This is a genomic window from Mangrovibrevibacter kandeliae, from assembly GCF_024519155.1.
GTDB lineage: Bacteria > Pseudomonadota > Alphaproteobacteria > Rhizobiales > Rhizobiaceae > Mangrovibrevibacter > Mangrovibrevibacter kandeliae.
Genome location: NZ_JANIFJ010000006.1, coordinates 140,335 through 162,845 on the forward strand (window position 1 = coordinate 140,335; position 22,511 = coordinate 162,845).

Below are 22,511 nucleotides of genomic sequence, written 5' to 3' on the forward strand. Positions count from 1 at the left end.
AGGGGTGATGCGGCGGCAGATTCGGCGGATGGCGCTCGCGGGGATCGGGCTCGGCAGCCTCGGCGCGGCCGCGCCGGCGCTCGCCCATCCGCACGTGTTCGCCGAGGCGCACATGGAGGTCGTCGGCGCGCCGGACGGCACGCTCGCGTCGGTGCGCAACGTCTGGCGGATGGACGAGATGTTCTCCTCGAGCGTCCTTGTCGACTACGACAAGAACGCCAACGGCACGCTGGACGACGACGAGCTGGAGGCGGTCGGCGAGACGGTGCGTGAGTCGATCGCCGAGTGGGACTTCTACACCTTCGTCACCGACGCGGGCCGGCCGGTGGCGCTGAAGCCGCCCGAGGCGATCCACGCGCTCTATCAGGACGGCCAGCTCCTGATGTTCTTCGAGATGCAGCCGGCGAGCCCGCTCGCGCTGAAGGGCCGCAGGCTCACCTTCGCCAATTTCGACGAGACCTTCTTCGTCGCCTTCGACGTTCCGGACGGCGAGGGCGGCTTCCAGCTGGTCGACATGCCCGCGAGCTGCACGAAGAGCGTGGTGGTGCCGGACGAGGACGAGGCGGCCAAGGAATGGATGAACTCGATCGCGTCGCTCGGCCCCGACCAGAGCGTGCCGGACGACGGCATCAACTATTCGCAGATCCTGGCGACGCGGATGGAGGTCGCATGCGGCTGATTCCTCGCCGAGCGGCCGGTGCGCTGGCGCTGGTCCTGCCGCTCGTGCTCCTCGCCGGCCCGGCGCTGGCCAGATCCTCGCTCGGCATCGGCAGCGCCGAGGCCGCGCCGCCGCCGCCCGCCGGCGGGCTGATGAAAGCCTGGTTCGCCTGGTTGGTGCAGCACCAGGCGGCGTTCCTGACGAGCCTCAACCATGCGCTGGTGGCGATGCGGACCGAGCCCGGCGGCCTCGCGTTCCTCGTCGGCATCTCCTTCGTCTACGGCATCTTCCACGCCGCCGGGCCGGGCCACGGCAAGGCGGTGATCTCCTCCTACGTCTTCGCCAACCGGGTGCAGCTCCGACGCGGCATCGCGCTCGCCTTCGTCTCCTCGCTGGTGCAGGCGGCGACCGCGCTTTCGATCGTCGGCGTCGGCTGGTGCCTGCTGCGCGGCACCCGCATCCGCATGACCGACGCCTCGGACATCGTGGAGACGGCGTCCTTCGCGCTCGTCGCCGCGTTCGGCGCGTGGCTGCTGGTGCGCAAGCTCGCCCGGCTGTGGCGCCGGCAGAGGGCGCCCGCGCTGGCGCTCGACTTTTCCGCACCGCGGCTCGCGGGCGCCGGGGCCGGGACCGGCGCCCGCGCGCCGTCCGGCGGCCTCGCCTATGCCGGCATGCCGCGCGCCTCCGGGGGCTATGCGGCCGAGGTCTGCAGCGACGATGCCGAGGACTGCGACTGCGGGCGCAGCCACATGCCGGACCCGAGCCGGCTGGGGACGCGGCTGACCCTCGGCTCGACCGTCTCGGTGGTGCTCGCCATGGGCCTGCGGCCCTGCACCGGCGCCATCGGCGTCCTCACCTTTTCGCTCGTCAACGGGCTGATGCTCGCCGGCGTCCTCTCGGTGCTGGCGATGGCGCTCGGCACGGCGATCACCGTGTCGGCGATCGCGGCGACGGCGGTGGTCTTCAAGGGCGCGATGCTCGGCGCGGGTGGGGCCGGCCGGCGGCGCGTCTGGATCGTCGACGCGCTGGAGATCGGCGGCGCGCTGGTGCTGCTCCTCCTCGGCCTGTCGCTGCTCGCCGCCTCCACCGTGGCGGGCGGCTGACGACGGCGGATTCGGGCTCCGACCTCGCCGCGACCCGGGACCGCGCCATCTCCTCCCGCATGATCGAACCGAGCTTTTCCCTGCGCACGCCGCAGGGCGACGAGCGGCCGCGGCGGGTCTGCGACCATTGCGGCTTCGTCGCCTACGACAACCCGAAGATCGTCGTCGGCGCGGTGGTGCGCCACGCCAGCCGCATCCTCCTCTGCCGGCGCGCGATCGCGCCGCGCCGCGGCTTCTGGACCATCCCGGCTGGATACCTGGAGCTGGAGGAGACGCCGGAGGCGGGCGCCCGGCGCGAGGCGCGCGAGGAGGCGAACGCCGCGATCCGCCTGGAGCGGCTCCTCGCCGTCTATTCGGTGCCGCGGATCAGCCAGGTGCAGCTGATCTACCGCGCGGTGCTGGAGCACCCGGCGGTGTCGCCGGGCATCGAGAGCCTCGAGGTGCGCCTGTTCGAGCCGGGCGAGATCCCGTGGGACGAGCTCGCCTTCCCGTCGGTCCACTGGGCCTTGCGGCACGAGGCTGAGGCCGAGGCGGGTGCGCCGCCGGTGCCCTTCGGCAATCCGGACGGCCAGTCGGGGGACCGGATGCCGGACGGACGTGCGCTCGAGCGCGAGGAGATGTGACCATGCTGCCGGAGGGGATTCTCGCGCAGTTCGACAAGCAGGCGCGGGCCTGCGACGCGCTGGGTTCGCCGTTCACGGCGCGGCTCTGCCGCCTCCTGCCGGAGTGCCTCGACGAGGGCACCGCGACCGGTCGCGCCGTTGTTGGCTGGCGCGAAGGCGAAGCCGCGGCCCTGCCGCTGCGGCTCTGCGGCGCGCTGCATCGCCTGGTGCTGGCGCGCGAGGACGACGCGCTGGCCTCGGTCTATCCGCCGAACCCGGTGGACGACGGGGTGCTTGGCGCGGCGCTGGCGCGGGCGCTCGCCCAGCACGACGCGGCGCTTCTCGCGGCGCTCGATTCGCCGCCGCAGACCAACGAGGTGGCGCGCGCCTCGGCGCTGCTGCCGGGGCTCCTGACCGTCGCTCGCGAGACGCAACTTCCCCTGACGCTCGTCGAGATCGGATCGAGCGCCGGCCTCAACCTGTCGCTCGACGGCTTCCACTACACCTTCGGCGATGCGCAGTGGGGCGATCCGGCAGCCGGCGTACGGCTGGCGCCGGAGCTGCGTGGCCCAGTGCCCGATCTCACCGGCGACCTCGTCGTCGCCGGGCGCCGTGGCTGCGACATCCGGCCGATCGAGCTTTCCGACCCTGCCCAGCGCCTGCGGCTCAGGAGCTTCGTGTGGGCCGACCAGACCGCGCGGCTGGAGCGCCTCGACGCGGCGATCGCGCTGGCGGTGAAGCGCGGGATCGCGGTCGAGCGGCAGGACGCCGCGAACTTCGTCGCCGGGCAGCTCGAGACGCGGCCGGCGGAGACGGTCTTCTGCCTGATGCACTCGATCATGTGGCAGTACATGCCGCAGGCGACGCAGGCGCGGATCGCCGGGCTGATGGAGCAGGCCGGCGCGGCAGCGACTTCGGACTCACCCGTCGCCTGGTTGCGGCTGGAACCCGACGCGGCGGGCGATGCCGCCGTGATCACGCTCGACCTCTGGCCCGGCGGCACGACGCGCGTCCTCGGCCGCGCCGACTTCCACGGCCGGTGGCTGGACTGGCGTAGCTGACTTCGGCTTTACTCCGGCGGTGTCGCGGTCATCGAGGCGATGACGTCCTGCATCGGCAGGATCAGCTTCGTCGGACTGATCTTCGTCGGCTGGAAGCCGAGCTTGCGGTAGAATGCGGCGGCATCCTCGTCGATCGCATCAACGATGAGCGCACGAAAGGCGACGGCCTGCGCAGCTGAGGCGGCGGTCTTCAACGCATGGGCGAGAAGCGCCTTTCCGACCCCGCGACCCTGCATGCTCGAGTCGACCGCAAGCCTCGCCAACAGGGCGATCGGGATTTCGCCCGGTGCTCCGTACGGCGAGAGCGGCCGAGGGACGTCCTTGCGCAGGATCATGCCGGCGCAAACGGCATAGTAGCCCCTAACCGCCATCGCATCGCCGCAGACGACGAATGTCCGGGTGTAGTTGGAGGTCTGGTTGCGGAGGGCCATATCGGCCAGCCACGAATCGAGGCTCGGCTTTCCGGATGAGAAGCTGGAGAAATCGTGGCTGGCAGTCAGAGGCTCGGGTGCATTGAGCCCTAACGCTCGGAAGTCGCCCATTGGCTTCCGTTCCGAAGCAGTTCGGCAAGCTCAGGATGCACCTGTGCTGGCTGGGAAATCGTCTCGGAGAGGGAATCGAACAGTTCCGCATCGAGATGCAGGAAGCGCTGATCCATGAGGGCCTTTTGGGCGCTGAATGTCGCGGCCTCGATGACGAACGCTGACAGGCTCTTCCCACAGGTCTCCGCTGCACGCTTGATGAGTTCGAGATCATCTGGTGCGATGCGTGCTGTAAAGTTGTCCTTTTTCTTAGCAAGCGCCATGGTGTGGCCCTCCGCAAGGCGAATGTGACACGAGATCGCTTCTGGAATTCGACTGCTGCCTAGCATGGAATCGCTGTACTGACAATGTATGTACGCCGTACCTTAGTGTGATCACCGGATCCACTTGGTTCGGCGGTCGAGCACGGCTGATACTCACATGCGAGAAGCTGGCGGAAATAAGTGATCACCCCGCCGTCTCCTCCTCCAGCGAATGACGCTTGAGAAGCGGCAGCTGGCAGAGGGTGAAGAGGATGGTGATCGGCATCGTGCCCCAGACCTTGAAGTCCACCCATGTGTCGTAGGCGACGTTGCGCCAGACGACCTCGTTGAGGATCGCCAGGAAGACGAAGAACAGACCCCAGCGCAGCGTCAGGATGCGCCAGCCCTCGTCGTCCAGCTTGAAGGCCTCGTCGAAGACATAGCCGAGCAGCGAGCGCCCGAAGAGCAGGCCGCCGAGCAGGATCGCCGCGAAGAGGCCGTTCACGATGGTCGGCTTCATCTGGAAGAAGGTCTCGTCCTGCAGATAGAAGGTCAGGAAGCCGAAGCCGAGCACGAAGACGCCGGAGACGAGCGGCATCACCGACAGGCGCCGGGTGAGCGCCCAGGATACGGCGAGCGCCGCGACCACGGCGACCATGAAGACCGCGATCGGAACGAAGCGCGGGTCGCCGAGGACCGCGAGGGCCGGCACTGCCTTCAGGATGGCGTCCTGCCTGGCGTTGGCAAAGAAGAACAGCACCAGCGGCCCGAGCTCCAGCGCGAGCTTGAGAAGCGGATTGATCGGCTTTCGCGGCGGCGCGTTGGGAGCGTCTTCGAGGATGTGGTGGGGCATGACGGTTCCTTTAGGCCCCCGCCGCTAGCGGCGAAAGCCGGTCTTTTCGGGGCCGCGCACGGCAGGTCCTCAAGCGGCCGTTCCGGCGATCGCGCGCGCAAAGTCGCGGGCCTTGAACGGCTCGAGGTCGTCGATCCCCTCGCCGACGCCGATGAAGTAGACCGGCAGGCGATGCCTGGCGGCGATGGCGACGAGGATGCCGCCGCGCGCCGTGCCGTCGAGCTTGGTCATCACCAGGCCGTTGACCCCGGCAACGTTGCGGAAAATCTCGACCTGGCTGAGCGCATTCTGGCCGGTGGTGGCGTCCAGCGTCTGCAGCACGGTGTGCGGCGCGTCGGGCTCGCGCTTCTGCAGGACGCGGTTGATCTTTTCGAGCTCGGCCATCAGCTCGGCCTTGTTCTGCAACCGGCCGGCGGTGTCGATGATCAGGACGTCGGAGCCGTTCGCGAGCGCGGCATCATAGGCCTCGAAGGCAAGGCCCGCGGCATCGGCACCGATCTGCCTGGCGATCACCGGCGCGCCGGTGCGCTCGCCCCAGATCTTCAGCTGCTCGACGGCCGCGGCGCGGAAGGTGTCGCCGGCGCAGAGCGTCACCTTCAGGCCGCCGCGCGTCAGCTTGGCGGCGAGCTTGCCGATGGTGGTCGTCTTGCCGGTGCCGTTGACGCCGACGACGAGGATGACGTGCGGCTTCTTCTCGAGGTCGAGCTCGAGCGGCAGGGCAACCGGCTTCAGCGTCGCCTCCACCTCGTCGGCGAGGATGGCGCGCACCGCTTCGCCGGTGATCTCCTTGCCGAACCGACCGTCGGAGAGGCGGTCGGTGATGCGCATCGCCGTCTCGACCCCGAGATCGGCCTGGATCAGGACGTCTTCGAAATCCTGCAGCGTGTCTTCGTCGAGCCGGCGCTTGGTGAACAGCGCGGTGATCGAGCCGGTCAGCTGATCGGAGGAGCGGGCGAGGCCCTGGCGCAGGCGCTCGTACCAGGAGACGCGCGGGGCGGCGGGCGGTGCCTCCGCCGGCACGGCGCTCTGGCGCTTGCGCCAGCCGGCGGCGATCTCCTCGTCGGTCGCGGGTGCAGCGGGAGCCGGCGCATCGAGCCAGGAGAAGTCGCCGGCGGCCCCGGTCTCAGCCCTCTCGGCAGGACCCTCGTCGTCCGGCGTGTTCAGCCAGGCGAATTCGTCATGGTCGTTGGCGGCGCGTTCCACGTCTTCGGCCGCGTCCTGCGGGGGCGCCGGCGGCAGATCGGCAGGCTCCAGCGGGTCGAGCGGCGCGCGCGCCGCAGGCTCCAACGCACCCGGAACGACCTCGTCCGACGCCGCGGCGTCCGGCTCGTGCGTTACCGGCTCCGGCTCGACCCCAAGCGGCAGGTCGTCGCCCGGAGGCGCGCGCCGGACGATCTCGTCGTCCTCCGCCGGCAGCGGCGCATCGAGCCAGTCGAAGGACGCGTCCTCCTCTTCGGTATCCGCTTCGGTGCCGTCAGCCTCTACTGCGGAGTTTTTTTTTCAGCCGTGCCCGGCGCCTCCTCGGCTGGGCTATCATTCGAAGCATGAGGCGCTTTGGCGGCCGCCTCTTTCAGCGGCGTGATCCCGCCCCCGTCCTCCGGCTGCGCCCCGGCCTCGGTGTCGGTCCCGGCATCGGCCAGCGCCGGCTGGTGCAGGTCCGGATCGGGCGCGCCGGGCGTTCTGACCATCTCCTCGTCACTCGGGCGCGGCGCCTCGCCATGCTCGGGCACGCGCTCGTCCTCGGGGGCGTTCGCGAAGGAGAAGATCCGGCGGAAGAAGCCCTTCTTTTCGGCCATGTCGGTTCCTTGACTGGGGGCACTCAGGCCGCGAGTGCAGCGTCGGACTGGCGCGCCCGCAGCCGCTCGCCCGTCTCGCCTGTGATGATAGCGTCGAGGATCGCGCCGGGGAGGCCGCCGTCGATCTCGGTGAGTGTGAAGTCTTCCGTCCGCCCGAGCCCCTCGCGTTCCACCAGAACCCGCTGCCGGGTGCCGACGAGGCGGGCGAGGTGAGCGCGGAAGGCCGTGTCGCCAGCGGCGCGCAGGCGGGCGGCGCGCGCCTTGACGAGCGCCTTCGGCAGCTGCGGCATGCGGGCGGCCGGCGTGCCCTCGCGCGGCGAGAAGGGGAAGACGTGGAGATGCGTCAGCCCGCAGTCCTCGACGAGCTTCAGCGAGTTCTCGAACATCGCCTCGGTCTCGGTCGGGAAGCCGGCGATGATGTCGGCGCCGTAGACGATGTCGGGGCGCCGGCTCCGCATCTCGGCGCAAAAGCGGATGGCGTCGTCGCGCGAGTGGCGCCGCTTCATGCGCTTCAGGATCATGTCGTCGCCGGCCTGCAGCGAGAGATGCAGATGCGGCATCAACCGCATGTCGCCGCCGATCGCCTCAACCAGCGCGTCGTCGGCCTCGACGGAATCGATCGAGGAAAGGCGCAGGCGCTTCAGCTCGGGGACCCGGGCGAGGATCGCCTGGACCAGCGTGCCGAGCCGCGCCTTGCCGGGCAGGTCCGCGCCGTAGCTCGTCATGTCGACGCCGGAGAGAACGACCTCGTTGTAGCCGTGGCCGACGAGCCGCTTCACCTGATCGACCGCCGCCCCCATCGGCACCGAGCGCGAATTGCCGCGCCCGAAAGGGATGATGCAGAAGGTGCAGCGGTGGTCGCAGCCGTTCTGCACCTGGACGATGGCGCGCGCGCGGCCCTCGATCGCGTCGACCATGTGGCCGGCGGTCTCGCGCACGCTCATGATGTCGTTGACGCGCACCTTCTCCTCGGCGCCGAGGCCGAAGTCGGGAATGGCGCGGTAGCTGTCGGCGGACAGCTTCTCCTCGTTGCCGATCACCGCATCGACCTCGTCCATCGCGGCGAAGCGCCCCGCATCGGTCTGCGCGGCGCAGCCGGTCACGACGATGCGCGCCTGCGGGTTGTCGCGGCGGGCGCGGCGAATCGCCTGGCTCGCCTGGCGCACCGCCTCGGCGGTGACGGCGCAGGTGTTGACGAGGATCGCCCCGCCGTCGCGGTGGCCGAGCCCGGCGGCCTCGGCCTCGCGCTTCATCACCTCCGCCTCATAGGTGTTCAGCCGGCAGCCGAAGGAGATCACCTCCACCGCCATCAGGCGGCCTCGTCGGCGTCGCGGGCGAAGGCGCCGGTGACGGGGTCGAGCGTGCCGGACCACTCCCACTCGGCCGGACCGGTCATCAGGACGTGGTCGTCCTCGCGCCAGTCGATCGAAAGGTCGCCGCCCGGTACGGTGACCGTGACGGTCCGCCCGGTGCGCCGGGTGCGCGCGGCCGAGACCGCGGCGGCACAGGCGGCCGAGCCGCAGGCCTTGGTGAGGCCGACGCCGCGCTCCCATGTGCGCAGGACGAGGTGCGCGCGCGAGACGACGCGCGCGATCGAGATGTTGGCTCGCTCGGGAAAGATCGGGTGGTTTTCCAGAACCGGGCCGAAGCGGTCAAGCGCATAGGACCAGACGTCCTCGTCGACCCAGAAGATCGCGTGCGGGTTGCCCATCGAGGCGACCGAAGGCGAGTGCAGGACCGGCGCGTCGATCGGACCGATCTGCAGCTCGATCGCACGGGTGTCGCGAAACTCCTCGGCGAGCGGGATCTCCTGCCAGCCGAAGCGCGGCTTGCCCATGTCGACGGTGATCTGCCCGTCCTCGCGTGCCTCGGCGGTGACAATGCCGGCGATGGTCTCGAACGTGTAACGGGTCTGGCCGGTCTCGACGGCGAGCGCCGCTACGACGCACCGCGTGCCGTTGCCGCAGGCGCCGGCCTCCGAGCCGTCCGTGTTGAGGATGCGCACGAAGGCGTCGGTCCCCGGCGTGCGCGGCGCATGGATGGCCATGATCTGGTCGAAGCGGGTCGACGCATCGGCCGCCAGTGCGCGCGCTGCATCCGGCGTGACACGTGCGTCGCTGGCGCGCAGATCGGCGACGAGGATCTCGTTGCCGAGGCCGTTCATGCGCGCAAAGGGAATCGGGTCAGTCATCGACGCGGGCCGTTCGAGCAAAGTCCGCGTCTATATGGCAAGTTTACCCGGCCAATGCTACCGAGTCGGCGTCGAGATGCAGCGACGGGAGCCGGGTCAGCCGCCGCTGCCGCCCGCTTCCACGGTGAAGGCCGGCGCCCGCTCGATCCAGGCGCTGCCTGCGTCGCGCACGCCGATCCGGAAGCTCTTCCCGGCGGTGCCCTCCGGGATCTTCACCGCCGATTGCAGCGTCCCCTCCGGCGTGGTGCGGGCCTTGTCCAACACTTCGGAGGCCGTGCCGGCCACGCCCCCGTCGATCACCACGTCGGTGTCGGCGGGCAGGCCCGTCGCCGACACCGTCACGGTGCTGCCGGCGGGGCCGGTGTCCGGAGCGATGGTGACGGAGGCCTGCGTGGTGCCGTCGCCGACCCCGACCGAGCGGCCGAGACTGCGGATGTTCTGGTCGAGCTTCGGATTGCGGTGGAGGAAATCCTGCACCGAACTCCCGACCGAGGCGCCGACGTCGCGCGCCGCACCCGCCAGCTCTCCGCCCGCGTCGCTCGCCATGGACTTCAGCTGATCGAGCGGCCCGACGAGGCTGACCGTCTGTCCGACGCGCAGATCCTGGGAGCCGTCGACGCCCGGATTGGCGCGCAGGATCAGCCCTTCCGTGACCGCGCACCGCTGCGCGAGACTGCTGAGCGTGTCGCCGCTCTCGACGGTGGTCTGCGGGCCGCACGGACCGGACTCCTGCGCGCTCGCGGCGGGAGCGAGGAGAAGGAACGGCGTGAGGAGGAGAAGGCGACGCGGCATGAGGAACTCCGGCATGTCGGGCAGTTTTGCTACGGCAACCGCCGACGGGCCGCGCGAGTTCCGCCCTGTCCGCCCGAGCGGTGACGGGTCAGCCCGTGTGCCGGTGCAGGGCGTCCGCGCCCCGTCCGTCCGCCGCATGCATCCGCATCGACATCGCGGCCAGCGAAACCTCGGCGACCCGAGCCGGAAAATCGGGGGCCGGCAGGGGCTTCGAGAAGTAGAACCCCTGGAAGAGGCGGCAGCCCAGCGCGTTCAGCTGCGCGATCTCCTCGGCCTTCTCCGTGCCTTCGGCGAGAAGCTCGAGTTTGAGACCCTGGGCCAGCGCCACCAGCGCGCCGCAGATGGCCTGGCGGTCGCGCGCGGTGTGCACGTCGCGCACGAACTCGCGGTCGATCTTCAATTTGTCGAAGGGCAGCTTGTGCAGGTTGCTCAAGGAGGCGTAGCCGGTGCCGAAGTCGTCGATGGCGATGCTGACCCCGATGTCGCGCAGCCGGCCGAACATCGCGCGGGTAAAGTCGTGATCGGCCATTGCGGCTGTCTCGGTCAGTTCGATCTCCAGCTGGTCAGGCCGGATGCCGGCCTCGTCGATCGACTGGCGCACGAAGTCGAGGAGGCCGGGGTCGAGGAACTGGCGGGCCGACAGGTTCACCGCGATCTTCAGGTCGCTGCCGCCATGCGCGTTCCAGTCTCTCAGCTGGAGGCAGGCCTTGCGCATCACCCAGAGGCCGATCGGATTGATCAGGCCGCAGGTTTCCGCCGCCGGAATGAAGGCGCCGGGCGCCAGGAGACCGCGCTCCGGGTGCTGCCAGCGGATCAACGCCTCGCCGCCGACGACCCGGCCCTGCGCCAGGTCCACCACCGGCTGGTAGTGGAGGACGAAGTGGTCCTGCGAAAGGGCGCGGCGCAGCTCCTGTTCGAGCTCGATCCGCTCGACGGCCGTCCGGCGGGCCGCCGGCGAGTGAAAGCTGACGGTGTCGCGCCCCGTCGGCTGCACGGCGGCGGCGACGGCGAAGTCCACTATATTGTTGGCGTCCACGGCATCGAGCGGGTGTGCGGTCACGCCGGCGCGCAGCAGCGGATCGACGGCCAGCATCGGCAGGCCGATGACGCCGCCGGTGTCGGCGAGGAGCGCCTGCATGCGCTCGCCCACCCCGGCGATCTCCCGGGCGTTGTCGATGCCATCGCGCGAGATCACGCCGAAATTGCCGGCGTCGACCCGATACAGCGCCAGCTCGGACGGGAGCCGGCGGCGCAGCCGCTGGGCGAGCAGGCGCACGGCGGTCTCGGCGGCTTCGAGGTCGAGCGCGTGCACGATGCTCTCATAGGCGCCGAAGCGGACGATGCACACGGCGAAGCTGCGGCCGTCGGCGACCCGGCTTTCGATGTCGGCCACCAGCCGCCGGCGGTTCGGCAGACCCGTCGCGGGATCGACGTTCTCGAGCTGGTCGACGGCGTCGTGCAGATGCCGGATCGTCGCGGTGGCATCCGCCATGAGGGTGCCGACCTCGTCGGTGTAATGCACCGGCAGGGGCATCAGCGCGCGGCTCGACCGATAGGCCCGCAGCGCACGGGAGGTGAGAACCACGGGCTTGAGGAGCTGATGCAGGACGAACAGCGTGACGGCGGTACCGACGAGGGTCGCCAGCAGCGTGACGCCGAGGATCGACATCAGGCGCTGCCACGTCCAGCTGTCGCTGATCGTCGTGTAGAAGACGAGGGCGATGAGCGGGACATGCGTCCCGAGGAACGCCATGAGCATGATCTTGGTGCGGTAGCTCAGGTGATCGAAGCGCGCCATCCAGTCATAGAACCATAGTGTCCGCATCGTTCAGCTCCGTCGGTCGAAGCGGAGTTAAGCGGGGCGAACGTTTCCGCTTCGTGAGTTTTCGTCGGCGCAGCGTGCGATTCGGGCGCGCTGCATTAGTCCCGGTTACCACCGGGTTAATGCGGCGGGTCGATTGTGCGTCAGGCATCCTCCCAGTCGGTGCCGATCGCGTCGCGCTCCAGCCGGTCGCCCTTCGCCTCGATTCCGTCGGCCTCGCGCCGGTCGCCGGCGTCCGATTCCGGCTGGTCCAGCGCCGCCGGCTCGGGCGTCAGCGCCAGGCGGAACAGCATCGGGAAGTGGTCCGAGCCGCAGGCCGGCAGGCGGTGCATGTCGATCAGCTTGAAGCGCGGATCGTGGAACAGATGGTCGAGCGGCCAGCGCATCGGCGGGTAGCGTGCGTCGAAGGTGTTGTAGAAGCCGCGCCCCACGCGCGGATCGAGGAGACCCGACACGCGCTGGAACAGGCGCGTGGTGTGCGACCAGGCGACGTCGTTGAGGTCCCCGGTGACGACCACCGGCAGGCTCTCGGACGCCGCCCGATCGGCGACGAGAAGAAGCTCCGCGTCGCGCCCGACCGTGTCCATCGCGGGCACCGGGGGTTCGGGGTGCACCACGAGCAGCCGGAAGCGCTGCCCGTCGCGCAGCCGCAGGATGCCGGAGAAGGACGGCACGTCGTCGGTGACGAGATAGTCGATCCGCGCCTCTTCGATCGGCAGGCGCGAGAAGACGAGGAGGCCGTAGGCGTTGTCGAGCGGCTCGCGGACGCCGTGCGGCAGCGTCTCGGCGAGGGGCTCGAGCGCCTCGGCCCATCCGGCGTCGGTCTCCATGAAGATGGCGACGTCCGGGTCCCTGTCGCGCGCCACCGCAAGAGCCTCGTCGTAGCGCCGGTTCGACATCTTCACGTTGAAGGAAAAGACCGAAAGGGTGTTGTCGCCGGCCGGGTCGCCGTCCCAGCGGACCGACTGGCGCTTCCAGAGCGGCGTGAACTTGGCGATCAGCACCGCCTGCACCAGCACGACAAGGACCTGGACGAGCACCAGCCCCTGCCGCCAATGGTTGTCGATGACGAGAAAGAAGGTGGCGGGCACCAGCAGGGCGGCGAGCACCAGGATCTGCAGGCGGGGAAAGGCGAGGGTGCGCACGATGCCGTGCGGGATCCGCACGAAGGAGAGGCCGGTCGCCAGCGCCAGCACGAGCGTGGGCAGGCCGAGAAGCAGGATCGTGAGCATGGCGGCCTCCGGCGGCGGTGTGAAGCTGCGACCGGTCGGCCGCGCGGGTTGGACTGTCGCGACGGAGCATAGGGCAGGCGTGCCGAAGGTCAGGGGCGGCGCGGCCTCGGACCGGGCCGCCCGTTCGTCCGACGCGGCTCGCATCCACCCTCTGCCGCGCGGCGGGAGCGACGGCGCGCGGGGTCTCGCGGCCCCTCGACGTGCCCCGGCGCAACGGTTGATCCATATCGCGCGTCGCAGGGCAGGTGCGGCCCTGTCGGTCCGCGGATGCGGGCGATGGCGGGCGCCGGAGGTTTTTTCGTCGCGCCGGCCGCTCCCCGCCTCCCGCCCGCGGGCGACTTCCTCTAAGGACGGCCCGTGTTCGCGTCACTCACGAGACGCACGGCCGCGGGCGAGACCGGGACCGTGCCGGGATCCTTCTTCAGCGAGGCCGCCGCCGGGTTGCGGCGTCGCTTCCGTTCGAGCGAACTCTGGTTCACCGGGCTGGCGGTCGTGGTCGGGGTCCTCGCCGGCGCGGCGACGGTGGCGCTGGAGGAGACGGCGCAGCTTGCCCAGACCCTCCTGTTCCAGCTCGCCGAGGGCGCCCGCGTCACGATGCAGCCGCAGCTGTCGCTGGAACAGCTCGCGGTGCTGCCCTTCGGCGGCCTCCTGCTCCTGATCTTCTCGCGCCTGGTGCGCGCCCGCCGGCGCTCGCTGGTCGACGCCGTCGAAGCCAACGCCCTGCATGGCGGGCGGATGTCCTTCACCGACAGCCTGATCGTCGCCGGCCAGACGCTGATCTCCAACGGCTGCGGCGCCTCGGTCGGGCTGGAGGCCGCCTATGCGCAGATGGGCAGCGTCTTCGCCTCGCTCGGCGGCACCCAACTCGGGCTCAGGCGCGGCGACGTGCGCACCCTCGTCGGCGCCGGCGCCGGCGCCAGCATCGCCGCCGCCTTCGGCGCGCCGCTCGCCGGCTCCTTCTACGCCTTCGAGATCGTCATCGGCGCCTACATGCCCTCGGCGATCGCCCCGGTCGCCGCCGCCGCGCTCGCCGGCACCGCCACCGCCCACATGCTGGGCTCGACGCCCTACCTCATCCCGGTGGTCGCCGCCGGCGGCACGCCCTCCACCGACTATCCGGTCTACGCGCTGCTCGGCCTCTTGCTCGCCTTCCTCGCCATCGGCCTGATGCGCTCGATCGCGACGCTCGAGGCCTTCACGCGGCGGCTGCCGCTTTCGGCCTGGACGCGCCCGATCCTCGGCGGCCTCCTGATGATGCCGATCGCCGCGATCTCGCCGCAGGCACTCTCGTCGGGACACTCCGCCCTGCCGGTCGACATCGTGCTCGGCGGCACGCTGCAGTCGCTGGCGCTGATCTTCGTCGCCAAGTGCTTCGGCTCGATCGTCTCGCTGGGCTTCGGCTTCCGCGGCGGGCTGTTCTTCGCGAGCCTGTTCATCGGCACGCTGGCCGGCCACCTCTTCGCCGGCGTGCTGGAGCTCGTCGCCGGCTACGCGGTGGTCGAGCCGGCCGAGGCGGCGCTCGTCGGCATGGCGGCGCTCGCCGTCGCGGTGATCGGCGGGCCGATCACCATGGCGATGCTGGTGATGGAGGCGACGCAGCGGCTCGGCCTCGCCGGCGCGGTGATCACCGCCTCGCTCGTCGCCGGCACGATGGTGCGCACGCTGTTCGGCTACTCCTTCTCGACCTGGCGCCTGCACCTGCGCGGCGAGACGATCCGCAGCGCCCGCGACGTCGGCTGGGTGCGCCTGCTCACCGCCGGCCGGATGATGCGCAAGCAGACCGGCAACACGCCCGCCGCGCTCACCGTCGCCGAGTTCCGCCGCCGCTATCCGCTGGGCTCGACCCAGCGCGTCGTCGTCACCGACGCGATGGAGCGCTATGCCGGCATCGTGCTCACCGCCACCGCCTATGCCGAGGGCACCGACCCGGCGAGCGAGGTGGCGGACCTCGCGATCCTCCAGGGCATCGTGCTGACGCCGGAGATGAACATCGTCGAGGTGATGAAGCGCTTCGACGAGGCGGAAGCGGACGAGCTCGCCGTGGTCGCCGCCGACAAGACGGTGCTCGGCCTCCTGTCGGAGAGCTTCGTGCGCAAGCGCTATGCCGAGGAGATCGAAAAGGCGCAGCGCGAGCTCTTCGGCGAGGGCGAGCGGAGCTAGGCCGGTTCGGGCCGCATGTCTCGACGGCCATGCCTCGCCGGCCGCAGTCCCCCTCATCCGCCTGCCGGCACCTTCTCCCCGAGGGGGAGAAGAACGCGGCGTCGGCGTCGCGCTGCCTCGATCTGAAAGCACGGGCGCCGTTCCTCCCCCGCCTGCGGGAGAGGGTGGATGCGAGCGCCAGCGAGCAGCCGGGTGAGGGCTCGTCTGCGCCACGCCGATGCCGATGCCTTTTTCGCCGCGTGACCCCCTCATCCGCCTGCCGGCATCGTCTCCCCGATGGGGAGAAGAACGCGGCGTCGGCGTCGCGCCGCCTCGATCTGAAAGCACGGGCGCCGTTCCTCTCCCGCTCGCGGGAGAGGGTGGATGCGAGCGCCAGCGAGCAGCCGGGTGAGGGCTCGACTGCGCCCTCCCCGGCAGGCCCTTACGTCCGCACCGCCGGCAGCTCCACCACCAGCCCCGGCCGGGCCGCGACGAACCGCGCCGGGTCGAACCCGTGCGTTTCCAGCGCCAGAGCGAGCCGGTGCAGCGGGTCGTCGATCGCCTCGTCCGTCAGCTGAAAGTAGCCCCAGTGGACGCCGACCGTCAGCGCCGCCTCGAGAAGCAACGCTCCGCGCACCGCCTCGTCCGGCTCCTGGTGCTGCGGCTTCATGATCGCCCGCGGCTCGTAGGCGCCGATCGGCAGGACGGCGAGCGCCGCCGGCCCGAAGGCCTCCCGCGCCGCCCGGTAGTCGCGCCCGCCGTTGAAACCGGTGTCGCCGGCATGGAAGACGAAGCCCGCCGGCGTCTGGAGCGCGAAGGACGCCCACAGCGTCCGGCAGCGGTCGAAGGCGCCGCGCGCGCTCCAGTGATGCGCCGGCCAGAGCGTTACCGCCAGCCCGTCGCCGAGCGCCACCGTCTCATGCCAGTCGAAGGCCTCGGCCCGCGCCTCGCGCCGCCAGCCCCTGAGGATCGCCTCGACGCCGAGGGGCACGACGAAGCGCGGGCGGTGGACGTCGTGGAGCCGCGTCAGCGTCGCCCGGTCCATGTGGTCGTAATGCGAGTGGCTGATGAGGACGACGTCGATCGGCGGCAGGTGCTCGAAGGCGACGCCGGGCTCCGCGTGCCGCTTCGGGCCGAAGCGCTGCGACGGGCTGCAGCGCTCGGAATACTGCGGGTCGACGAGGAGGTTCAGCCCGGCGGTCTGGATCAGGTTGCCGGAATGGCCGATATGGGTGAGCCGCAGCCCGTCCGTCACCCGCTCGGGCGGCCGGTCCTGCGGGTAGGGGCTCTCGAACCGCTCCGGCCAGGGCGCAGGATCGGCATTGCGCCGCCAGTCCCAGATCGCCTTGAGGCCCGCCGGCGGCAGGCCGGCCGGATTGAAGAAGCGCCGGCCGTCGAAGTGGTCGGAGACGGGGTGGGGGGAGGTGAGGCGGGGAAGGGGCAAGGGGAAAGGATGCTGTTCCGGTGAGAGACAAGCTCAGTAGAGGCGCGTGTTTTAAATCACTACCCTATTTGCGAGCACTCATCACTCCTCACTGGATCGGTGTCGGAGGGAATAAGGACGCCGTCTCCACGGGGCCTCACGGATAAACCACCAATCGCGAAACGCCTTCACAACCCAACCGGAGGTCGATATCAGTTGGCAGACGGCATGGAAGTTGAAGGCGCAGGCATGGCAACGGTGGCGATTCGTACTGCTTTAGAGAGAATACTGAGCGGATCTATTCGGATTCCCGCTTTCCAGCGCGGATTTGTATGGACGACCGACAATATATCCTTCCTGATGGACAGCATATATAGAAACTATCCGATTGGCAGCATTCTACTTTGGAGAACAAAAGATGCATTGGAGAAGGAGAGAGACCTTGGACCTTTCTCTCTCCCGGTTCCAGAGAAGGATTATCCGGTAGATTACGTACTAGATGGACAGCAGAGGCTTACATCAATATTTAGTGTATTTCAGACAACTCTGTCTGGCAAGAGTTCTACTGAGGCGTTTGATATATACTTTGATCTCCAGGCTCCAGAAGGCGCGCTGGAGGATCAATTTGTCTCCATTTTTGAGCCGGGATCGGACCCAAGCAGGTATTTTCCACTTAGAGCTATCTTTGACACAGCAACATTTTTTGAGATTGCTAGCGGATTGTCGTCGGACAACAAGAATAAGGTTGTCGAGTTACAAAGGAGATTTCAAGAATTCCAGCTCAATCTTGACGTGATCGAGTTTGAGAACAAAGACGAAATTGCGATCATATTTGAAAGGGTCAACAGAGCCGGAATTCGCCTCGACGCGTTTCAGTTGTTGTCGGCGTGGACTTGGAGCAGTGAATTTGACTTGAACGAGTCGATATCTGAGTTGGCTCAGGATCTCGAGCCATTTGGTTTTCATGAACTCTCCGCAGATCCGAACCTAATGATGAAGTGCTTTGCGGCGGTCATCAAAGGGGACGCGCAGCTCAAGGACGTCGTAAGCCTTCACGGCCCCACTGTCCGGGAGCGCTTCGAGGAGATAAAGCGCGGCATTTTGGGCGCGATCGACTTTCTTAAGAAGCAGTTACTTGTCGAGAGTTTGTCGCTAATGCCGTATCCCGCAATGCTAGTTCCCCTGTCGGCATTTTTTGCGACCCCAGCGGTGAGTGGCATACATCCAAGTGACAAGCAAAGGGAAGCAATCATACGGTGGTATTGGCGCTCTTGCCTTTCACGCCGATATTCCTCGGGTGTAGGTCGTGCTCATGCTGCGGACATCGCATTGATGAACTCTTTAAAGTCTGGTAGTCAAATAGATATCCTAAAGTCGGTGCGGCCCATCGATCCGAGCTTCTTCATTGAAAATCGATTCGCTATTGGCAACGTCAACTCGAAGATACTTATTAATCTATTGTCTCAGAAGCGGCCTGCCAGCCTCCTTTCAGGAGCAAAAATCGATCTAGCTGTAGTTTTACAAAAAGGCAATAAAAACGAATTTCATCATATATTTCCCCGTGCTCATCTCAAGAAGTCGGGCCTTGAGAATGACAAGATAAACGCCATAGCGAATATCTGTTTCCTCTCGAAGAGTGATAACAATAGGATCAAGGATAAAGATCCTTCTGTCTATGTATCGATGATAACCGCTGATAAGAAAGAAGAAATATTAGACACAAATCTCATACCGGTCGGATTCGAATCGCTTACGTACGATGAATTTTTGGACAAGCGTTCTGAGATTATTGCTGGTTTTGCAAACGCACTAGCAGAACTTTCGTAGAACTGTGGGGAGGGTGGCGCGCGAGGATAGCAGGCGTGGGGACAGCTTTGCACGGAGCGACGCCTATGGAAATGTGCGCCTATAGACGCGCACTGCCCAAGGCGCTGGCGTCGCTTCTATCTGATGTTCATCCCACTGTTGTCCCACCCTTGACATTCCGCCCCCGCTCGTGCTTCTCGCTGCCCATCCGCGACAAGCCGTCCGCGAGCCACCGACCGGATCCCTCGACCGTCATCCGACGCGAGCCGCCCGGAGGTCCACATCCCCCAGCGAGGATCGCCCGGGGATGCGATCATGCTTTGTGCCAGTCGTTCTGGCCGGCATGAGGTTTGCGGGTGGCGGCCTCGCGCCCCACCTTTCGGGCTCACCCCCGGACGGACGGCCCCACCGTCCGGGCTCATCCCCGGACGGACGGAAGGACGCTGAATGTTCGATTCCCTGCAGGACCGCCTCGGGTCCATCCTGAACGGCCTCACCGGCCGCGGCGCGCTCTCCGACAAGGATGTGAGCGCGGCGCTGCGCGAGGTGCGTCGGGCGCTGCTCGAGGCCGACGTCGCGCTGGAGGTGGTGCGCGGCTTCACCGACCGGGTGCGCGAGAAGGCCGTCGGCGCCGAGATCCTGAAGTCGATCAAGCCCGGCCAGATGGTCGTCAAGATCGTCCATGACGAACTGATCGAGACGCTCGGGCGGGACCCGGTCTCGATCGACCTCAACGCGCCGGCCCCGGTCGTCGTGATGATGGTCGGCCTGCAGGGCTCGGGCAAGACGACGACCTCCGGCAAGATCGCCAAGCGCCTTACCGAGCGGCAGCGCAAGAAGGTGCTGATGGCCTCGCTCGACACGCGCCGCCCGGCCGCGCAGGAGCAGCTGAAGGTGCTCGGCGAGCAGACCGGCGTCGCGACGCTGCCGATCATCGCCGGGCAGGGGCCGGTCGAGATCGCCGCCCGCGCCGAGCAGGCCGCGCGCCTCGGCGGCTACGACGTCGTCATCCTCGACACCGCCGGCCGCACCCACATCGACGAGCCCTTGATGGCCGAGATGGCCGAGATCAAGGCGAAGACCCGGCCGCACGAGATCCTGCTCGTCGCCGACTCGCTCACCGGCCAGGACGCGGTGAACCTCGCGCGGTCCTTCGACGAGCGCGTCGGCATCACCGGCATCGTCCTCACCCGCGTCGACGGCGACGGGCGCGGCGGCGCGGCGCTCTCGATGCGCGCCGTCACCGGCAAGCCGATCAAGCTGATCGGCGTCGGCGAGAAGATGGACGCGCTGGAGGACTTCCACCCCGCGCGCATCGCCGACCGCATCCTCGGCATGGGCGACATCGTCTCGCTGGTGGAGCGGGCGGCCGAGACCATCGACGCGGAGAAGGCCGCGGCGATGGCCAGGAAGATGCAGTCGGGGTCCTTCGACCTCGACGATCTGGCCGACCAGCTGCGCCAGATGCAGAAGATGGGCGGCCTCGGCGGGCTGATGGGGATGCTGCCCGGCATCGGCAAGATGAAGGACCAGATCGCCGCCGCCGGCCTCGACGACAGGCTCCTGAAGCGCCAGCTCGCGATCATCTCCTCGATGACGGCGGCCGAGCGCAAGAACCCGGACATCCTGAAGAACAGCCGCAAGAAGCGCATCGCGGCGGGCTCGGGCACCGGCGCGGCCGACATCAACAAGCTCCTCAAGATGCACCGCCAGATGGCCGACATGATGAAGGCCATGGGCGGCAAGGGCAAAGGCGCCGGCATGATGGGCAAGCTGATGGGCGGGCTCGGCGGCAAGATGGGCCTGCCCGGGGGGATGGGCGGCGGCATGCCGGATCTCTCCAAGATGGATCCGAAGCAGCTGGAGGAGATGGCGCGCGCGGCGCAGGCCGGCGGGCTGCCGGGCGGCATGCCGCAGCTGCCGAAGGGATTGCCGGGAGGGCTCGGCGGCATGCCGGGCCTGCCGGGCGGACGGTTTCCGGGCCTGCCCGGAGTGCCGGGAAAGAAGAAGTGAGGCGCCGCGGCGCCTTTGTCGAAGCAACCGTGAACAGAACCAAGAAGGACGTCTAGACCATGCCCCTGCGACTGCGCCTGGCCCGTGCCGGCTCGAAGAAGCGCCCCTACTACCACATCGTCGTCGCCGACGCCCGCTCGCCGCGCGACGGCCGCTTCATCGAGCAGGTCGGCGCCTGGAACCCGATGCTGCCGAAGGACGCCCAGCGCGTCACGCTGAAGGACGAGCGCATCAAGTACTGGCTCGGCGAGGGTGCCCTGCCGACCGACCGCGTGCTGCGCTTCCTCGACCAGGCGGGCATCGCCAACCGGGCCGAGCGCGCCAACCCGAAGAAGGGCCTGCCGGGCAAGAAGGCGCAGGAGCGCGAGGCCGAGCGCAAGCAGCGCGAGGAGGATGCCCGCGCCGCCGCCGAAGCGGCGGCTGCCGAGGCGGCCGCTCCGGCGGACGAGGCGGCCAGCGCCGAGTGATCCACAACAAACGGCGCCTTCGGGCGCCGTTGCCATTTCAAGTTGACGCAAGGTTCATGACATTGATGGTTGGGTAGGCTGACGACCGCCGTTCGGTTCGCGGCCGCACCGATGGAGAAACGCAGGGACGCCGTCGTCTCGTACCGTCCCGCCCGGCAGATCAAGGTCATGACACAGCAGCCCCGCACCCCGAAGCGTTCGACGGCACAGAGCATCGCTTCCGATGCCATGCAGGCGTTCAACGACCCCTTCTTCGAGCTGTCGCCCGTGCCGCTCTGGCTCGAGGACTTCAGCGCGATCAAGCTTCTCCTCGACGACTGGCGGACGAAGGGCGTGCGCAACCTGCGCGCCTTCCTCGCCGCCGACCTCGAACGTGTGGCGCAGTGCACCCGCCTGATCCGGGTGCTCGCCGCCAACCGGCGCACGCTCGATCTCTTCGGCGCGGCGGACATGAACGAGCTGATCGGCGGGCTCGACCGGATCTTCAAGGGCGAGATGCTGGAGACCCATGTCGGCGAGCTGACCCAGCTCTTCGAGGGCGCGCTCGAGTTCTCCAGCCTCGCGGTCAACTACACCCTCGCCGGCAAGCGGCTCGACGTGCAGCTGAAGGCGCGCATCCTGCCCGGCCACGAGGACGACTGGAGCCGCGTCCTCGTCTCCACCGAGGACGTCACCGACCGGGAGGAGGCACGCCGGCGCTTTGCCGACAGCGAGCAGTATGCGCGCGGCCTCTTCGAGTATTCGCCGGTGTCGCTGTGGGTGGAGGACTTCTCCTCGGTGCGGCACCTGATCGAGGGCGCCCGGTCGAACGGCGTCGTCGATTTCCCGACCTTCCTCGACGTGCATCCGGAGTTCGTGCGGCGCTGCATGAGCGAGATCCGCCTCCTCGACGTCAACCGGCACACTTTGGCGCTGTTCGGCGCGCCCGATCTCGAAACGCTGACGCTGCGCCTCGACAGCGTGTTCCGCGACGCGATGGAGAACCACTTCCGCGAGCAGCTGATCGACCTGTGGAACGGCAAGCTGTTCCAGCAGCGCGAGGTGGTGAACTACACGCTCGGCGGCGAGGAGCTGCACCTGCACATGCAGTTCTCGGTGTTTCCGGGACGCGAGGCGGACTGGTCGCAGGTGCAGGTGGCGTTGACCGACATCACCGCGCGCAAGAAGGCCGAGGCCTATCTGGAGTTCCTCGGCAAGCACGACGTCCTGACCAAGCTCTACAACCGCTCCTACTACGTCGACGAGATCAACCGGCTGGAGCGGCGCGACCTCCGGCCGATCACGGTGATCGCGGCGGACCTGAATGCGCTGAAGGCGGTAAACGACACGCTCGGCCATGCGGCCGGCGACGCGCTGCTGCGCCGGGCGGGGGAGGTGCTGGCCGAGGCGGTGGTGCGGCCGAACTGCGCCGCCCGCATCGGCGGCGACGAGTTCGTGGTGCTGATGCCGGGTGTCGGCACCGAACAGGGGCGCGAACTCATCGAGACGATCGAGAACCTCATCGAGGTCAACAACCAGTTCTACCCGGGCGAGCGGCTGAGCTTTGCCATGGGCGTGGCGACCAGCCGGGCCGGCGAGCGGCTGGAGGAAACGGTCAAGCGCGCCGACGAGGCCATGTACGACGCCAAGCGCGCCTATTACGAGGGCGACCCGCTGGTGGATCGCCGCCGGCCCCAGCAGGACGGGCACCGGGCACCGCCGGCCGAGTGACGCGCGGCTTGACGCTGCGCCGGCCGCGAAGGGATAAGGCCGACGATCGCCGCAGCGTC

Annotated in this window: 20 protein-coding genes; 9 read left to right on the forward strand and 11 right to left on the reverse strand. The window is 68.4% G+C overall.

Annotated elements, in window-relative coordinates:
• Positions 1 to 7: 7 nt before the first annotated feature.
• Genes NPA30_RS15930 through NPA30_RS15945 form a run of 4 tightly spaced genes read left to right on the forward strand, consistent with a single transcriptional unit; the run spans position 8 to position 3,424 of the window.
• A complete protein-coding gene (locus NPA30_RS15930; RefSeq protein WP_256803755.1) occupies positions 8 to 679 on the forward strand; it encodes a DUF1007 family protein in 672 nt (223 codons plus the stop codon).
• A complete protein-coding gene (locus NPA30_RS15935) occupies positions 670 to 1,761 on the forward strand; it encodes a nickel/cobalt transporter (RefSeq protein WP_306228946.1) in 1,092 nt (363 codons plus the stop codon). The genes NPA30_RS15930 and NPA30_RS15935 overlap by 10 nt, the downstream gene beginning before the upstream one ends.
• A 59-nt stretch (positions 1,762 to 1,820) precedes the next feature.
• Positions 1,821 to 2,384 (forward strand): NUDIX hydrolase, encoded by a 564-nt coding sequence (locus NPA30_RS15940; protein ID WP_256803756.1) that lies wholly within the window; start codon positions 1,821 to 1,823, stop codon positions 2,382 to 2,384.
• Between the two features lie 2 nt (positions 2,385 to 2,386).
• Entirely contained in the window at positions 2,387 to 3,424 is a 1,038-nt protein-coding gene (locus NPA30_RS15945; protein ID WP_256803757.1) for a DUF2332 domain-containing protein, read from the forward strand.
• Between the two features lie 8 nt (positions 3,425 to 3,432).
• Here NPA30_RS15945 and NPA30_RS15950 read toward each other — a convergent pair whose 3' ends face one another.
• From NPA30_RS15950 to NPA30_RS15995, 10 genes are all read right to left on the reverse strand, one after another.
• The gene (locus tag NPA30_RS15950) at positions 3,433 to 3,855 is read right to left on the reverse strand and encodes a GNAT family N-acetyltransferase (protein WP_256803758.1); all 423 of its coding nucleotides are present in this window, start codon (positions 3,853 to 3,855) and stop codon (positions 3,433 to 3,435) included.
• A gap of 89 nt (positions 3,856 to 3,944) precedes the next feature.
• Complete coding sequence (locus NPA30_RS15955; protein ID WP_256803759.1) at positions 3,945 to 4,229, reverse strand: type II toxin-antitoxin system TacA family antitoxin; 285 nt, start codon at positions 4,227 to 4,229, stop codon at positions 3,945 to 3,947.
• Between the two features lie 184 nt (positions 4,230 to 4,413).
• Positions 4,414 to 5,061 (reverse strand): septation protein A, encoded by a 648-nt coding sequence (locus NPA30_RS15960; protein ID WP_256803760.1) that lies wholly within the window; start codon positions 5,059 to 5,061, stop codon positions 4,414 to 4,416.
• A 69-nt stretch (positions 5,062 to 5,130) separates the two neighbouring features.
• Positions 5,131 to 6,348, reverse strand: a complete 1,218-nt coding sequence (ftsY, locus tag NPA30_RS15965) for a signal recognition particle-docking protein FtsY (RefSeq protein ID WP_306228947.1) — start codon at positions 6,346 to 6,348, stop codon at positions 5,131 to 5,133.
• Between the two features lie 194 nt (positions 6,349 to 6,542).
• The gene (locus tag NPA30_RS15970) at positions 6,543 to 6,857 is read right to left on the reverse strand and encodes a hypothetical protein (RefSeq protein WP_256803761.1); all 315 of its coding nucleotides are present in this window, start codon (positions 6,855 to 6,857) and stop codon (positions 6,543 to 6,545) included.
• Positions 6,858 to 6,880: 23 nt separating this feature from the next.
• Positions 6,881 to 8,167, reverse strand: a complete 1,287-nt coding sequence (gene mtaB / locus NPA30_RS15975) for a tRNA (N(6)-L-threonylcarbamoyladenosine(37)-C(2))-methylthiotransferase MtaB (protein ID WP_256803762.1) — start codon at positions 8,165 to 8,167, stop codon at positions 6,881 to 6,883.
• Positions 8,167 to 9,048, reverse strand: coding sequence for a diaminopimelate epimerase (gene dapF / locus NPA30_RS15980; RefSeq protein WP_256803763.1), 882 nt, complete (start codon positions 9,046 to 9,048; stop codon positions 8,167 to 8,169). Before dapF ends, mtaB begins: the two co-directional genes overlap by 1 nt.
• A 96-nt stretch (positions 9,049 to 9,144) precedes the next feature.
• Complete coding sequence (locus NPA30_RS15985) at positions 9,145 to 9,840, reverse strand: lytic transglycosylase (protein ID WP_256803764.1); 696 nt, start codon at positions 9,838 to 9,840, stop codon at positions 9,145 to 9,147.
• 88 nt (positions 9,841 to 9,928) lie between these two features.
• Positions 9,929 to 11,665, reverse strand: coding sequence for a putative bifunctional diguanylate cyclase/phosphodiesterase (locus NPA30_RS15990; RefSeq protein WP_256803765.1), 1,737 nt, complete (start codon positions 11,663 to 11,665; stop codon positions 9,929 to 9,931).
• Between the two features lie 140 nt (positions 11,666 to 11,805).
• Complete coding sequence (locus NPA30_RS15995) at positions 11,806 to 12,894, reverse strand: endonuclease/exonuclease/phosphatase family protein (RefSeq protein WP_256803766.1); 1,089 nt, start codon at positions 12,892 to 12,894, stop codon at positions 11,806 to 11,808.
• A 357-nt stretch (positions 12,895 to 13,251) separates the two neighbouring features.
• On the opposite strand from NPA30_RS15995, the gene NPA30_RS16000 reads away from it, so the two are divergent.
• Positions 13,252 to 15,054: a chloride channel protein gene (locus tag NPA30_RS16000; protein WP_256803767.1), complete on the forward strand. Its 1,803-nt coding sequence runs from the start codon at positions 13,252 to 13,254 to the stop codon at positions 15,052 to 15,054.
• Positions 15,055 to 15,475: 421 nt separating this feature from the next.
• Here the strand turns inward: NPA30_RS16000 and NPA30_RS16005 are convergent, their stop codons facing one another.
• Complete coding sequence (locus tag NPA30_RS16005; protein WP_256803768.1) at positions 15,476 to 16,477, reverse strand: MBL fold metallo-hydrolase; 1,002 nt, start codon at positions 16,475 to 16,477, stop codon at positions 15,476 to 15,478.
• Positions 16,478 to 16,672: 195 nt separating this feature from the next.
• Between NPA30_RS16005 and NPA30_RS16010 the strand changes: the two genes are divergently transcribed.
• From NPA30_RS16010 to NPA30_RS16025, 4 genes are all read left to right on the forward strand, one after another.
• Positions 16,673 to 18,283: a GmrSD restriction endonuclease domain-containing protein gene (locus NPA30_RS16010; protein ID WP_256803769.1), complete on the forward strand. Its 1,611-nt coding sequence runs from the start codon at positions 16,673 to 16,675 to the stop codon at positions 18,281 to 18,283.
• A gap of 426 nt (positions 18,284 to 18,709) precedes the next feature.
• Positions 18,710 to 20,275 (forward strand): signal recognition particle protein, encoded by a 1,566-nt coding sequence (gene ffh, locus NPA30_RS16015; RefSeq protein ID WP_256803770.1) that lies wholly within the window; start codon positions 18,710 to 18,712, stop codon positions 20,273 to 20,275.
• Positions 20,276 to 20,334: 59 nt separating this feature from the next.
• The gene (gene rpsP / locus NPA30_RS16020) at positions 20,335 to 20,742 is read left to right on the forward strand and encodes a 30S ribosomal protein S16 (protein ID WP_256803771.1); all 408 of its coding nucleotides are present in this window, start codon (positions 20,335 to 20,337) and stop codon (positions 20,740 to 20,742) included.
• Positions 20,743 to 20,910: 168 nt separating this feature from the next.
• Positions 20,911 to 22,452: a sensor domain-containing diguanylate cyclase gene (locus NPA30_RS16025; protein WP_372338837.1), complete on the forward strand. Its 1,542-nt coding sequence runs from the start codon at positions 20,911 to 20,913 to the stop codon at positions 22,450 to 22,452.
• The last annotated feature ends 59 nt before the right edge of the window (positions 22,453 to 22,511 follow it).

Coding starts and splice junctions, on each gene's coding strand:
- NPA30_RS15960 (WP_256803760.1), bottom strand. CDS start 5,061: ATGCCCCACCACATCCTCGAAGACGCTCCCAACGCGCCGCCGCGAAAG.
- NPA30_RS15935 (WP_306228946.1), top strand. CDS start 670: ATGCGGCTGATTCCTCGCCGAGCGGCCGGTGCGCTGGCGCTGGTCCTG.
- NPA30_RS15985 (WP_256803764.1), bottom strand. CDS start 9,840: ATGCCGCGTCGCCTTCTCCTCCTCACGCCGTTCCTTCTCCTCGCTCCC.
- ffh (WP_256803770.1), top strand. CDS start 18,710: ATGTTCGATTCCCTGCAGGACCGCCTCGGGTCCATCCTGAACGGCCTC.
- NPA30_RS16025 (WP_372338837.1), top strand. CDS start 20,911: ATGACACAGCAGCCCCGCACCCCGAAGCGTTCGACGGCACAGAGCATC.
- NPA30_RS15970 (WP_256803761.1), bottom strand. CDS start 6,857: ATGGCCGAAAAGAAGGGCTTCTTCCGCCGGATCTTCTCCTTCGCGAAC.
- mtaB (WP_256803762.1), bottom strand. CDS start 8,167: ATGGCGGTGGAGGTGATCTCCTTCGGCTGCCGGCTGAACACCTATGAG.
- NPA30_RS15945 (WP_256803757.1), top strand. CDS start 2,387: ATGCTGCCGGAGGGGATTCTCGCGCAGTTCGACAAGCAGGCGCGGGCC.
- NPA30_RS15950 (WP_256803758.1), bottom strand. CDS start 3,855: ATGGCCCTCCGCAACCAGACCTCCAACTACACCCGGACATTCGTCGTC.
- NPA30_RS15940 (WP_256803756.1), top strand. CDS start 1,821: ATGATCGAACCGAGCTTTTCCCTGCGCACGCCGCAGGGCGACGAGCGG.
- NPA30_RS15955 (WP_256803759.1), bottom strand. CDS start 4,229: ATGGCGCTTGCTAAGAAAAAGGACAACTTTACAGCACGCATCGCACCA.
- NPA30_RS15930 (WP_256803755.1), top strand. CDS start 8: ATGCGGCGGCAGATTCGGCGGATGGCGCTCGCGGGGATCGGGCTCGGC.
- rpsP (WP_256803771.1), top strand. CDS start 20,335: ATGCCCCTGCGACTGCGCCTGGCCCGTGCCGGCTCGAAGAAGCGCCCC.
- dapF (WP_256803763.1), bottom strand. CDS start 9,048: ATGACTGACCCGATTCCCTTTGCGCGCATGAACGGCCTCGGCAACGAG.
- NPA30_RS15995 (WP_256803766.1), bottom strand. CDS start 12,894: ATGCTCACGATCCTGCTTCTCGGCCTGCCCACGCTCGTGCTGGCGCTG.
- NPA30_RS15990 (WP_256803765.1), bottom strand. CDS start 11,665: ATGCGGACACTATGGTTCTATGACTGGATGGCGCGCTTCGATCACCTG.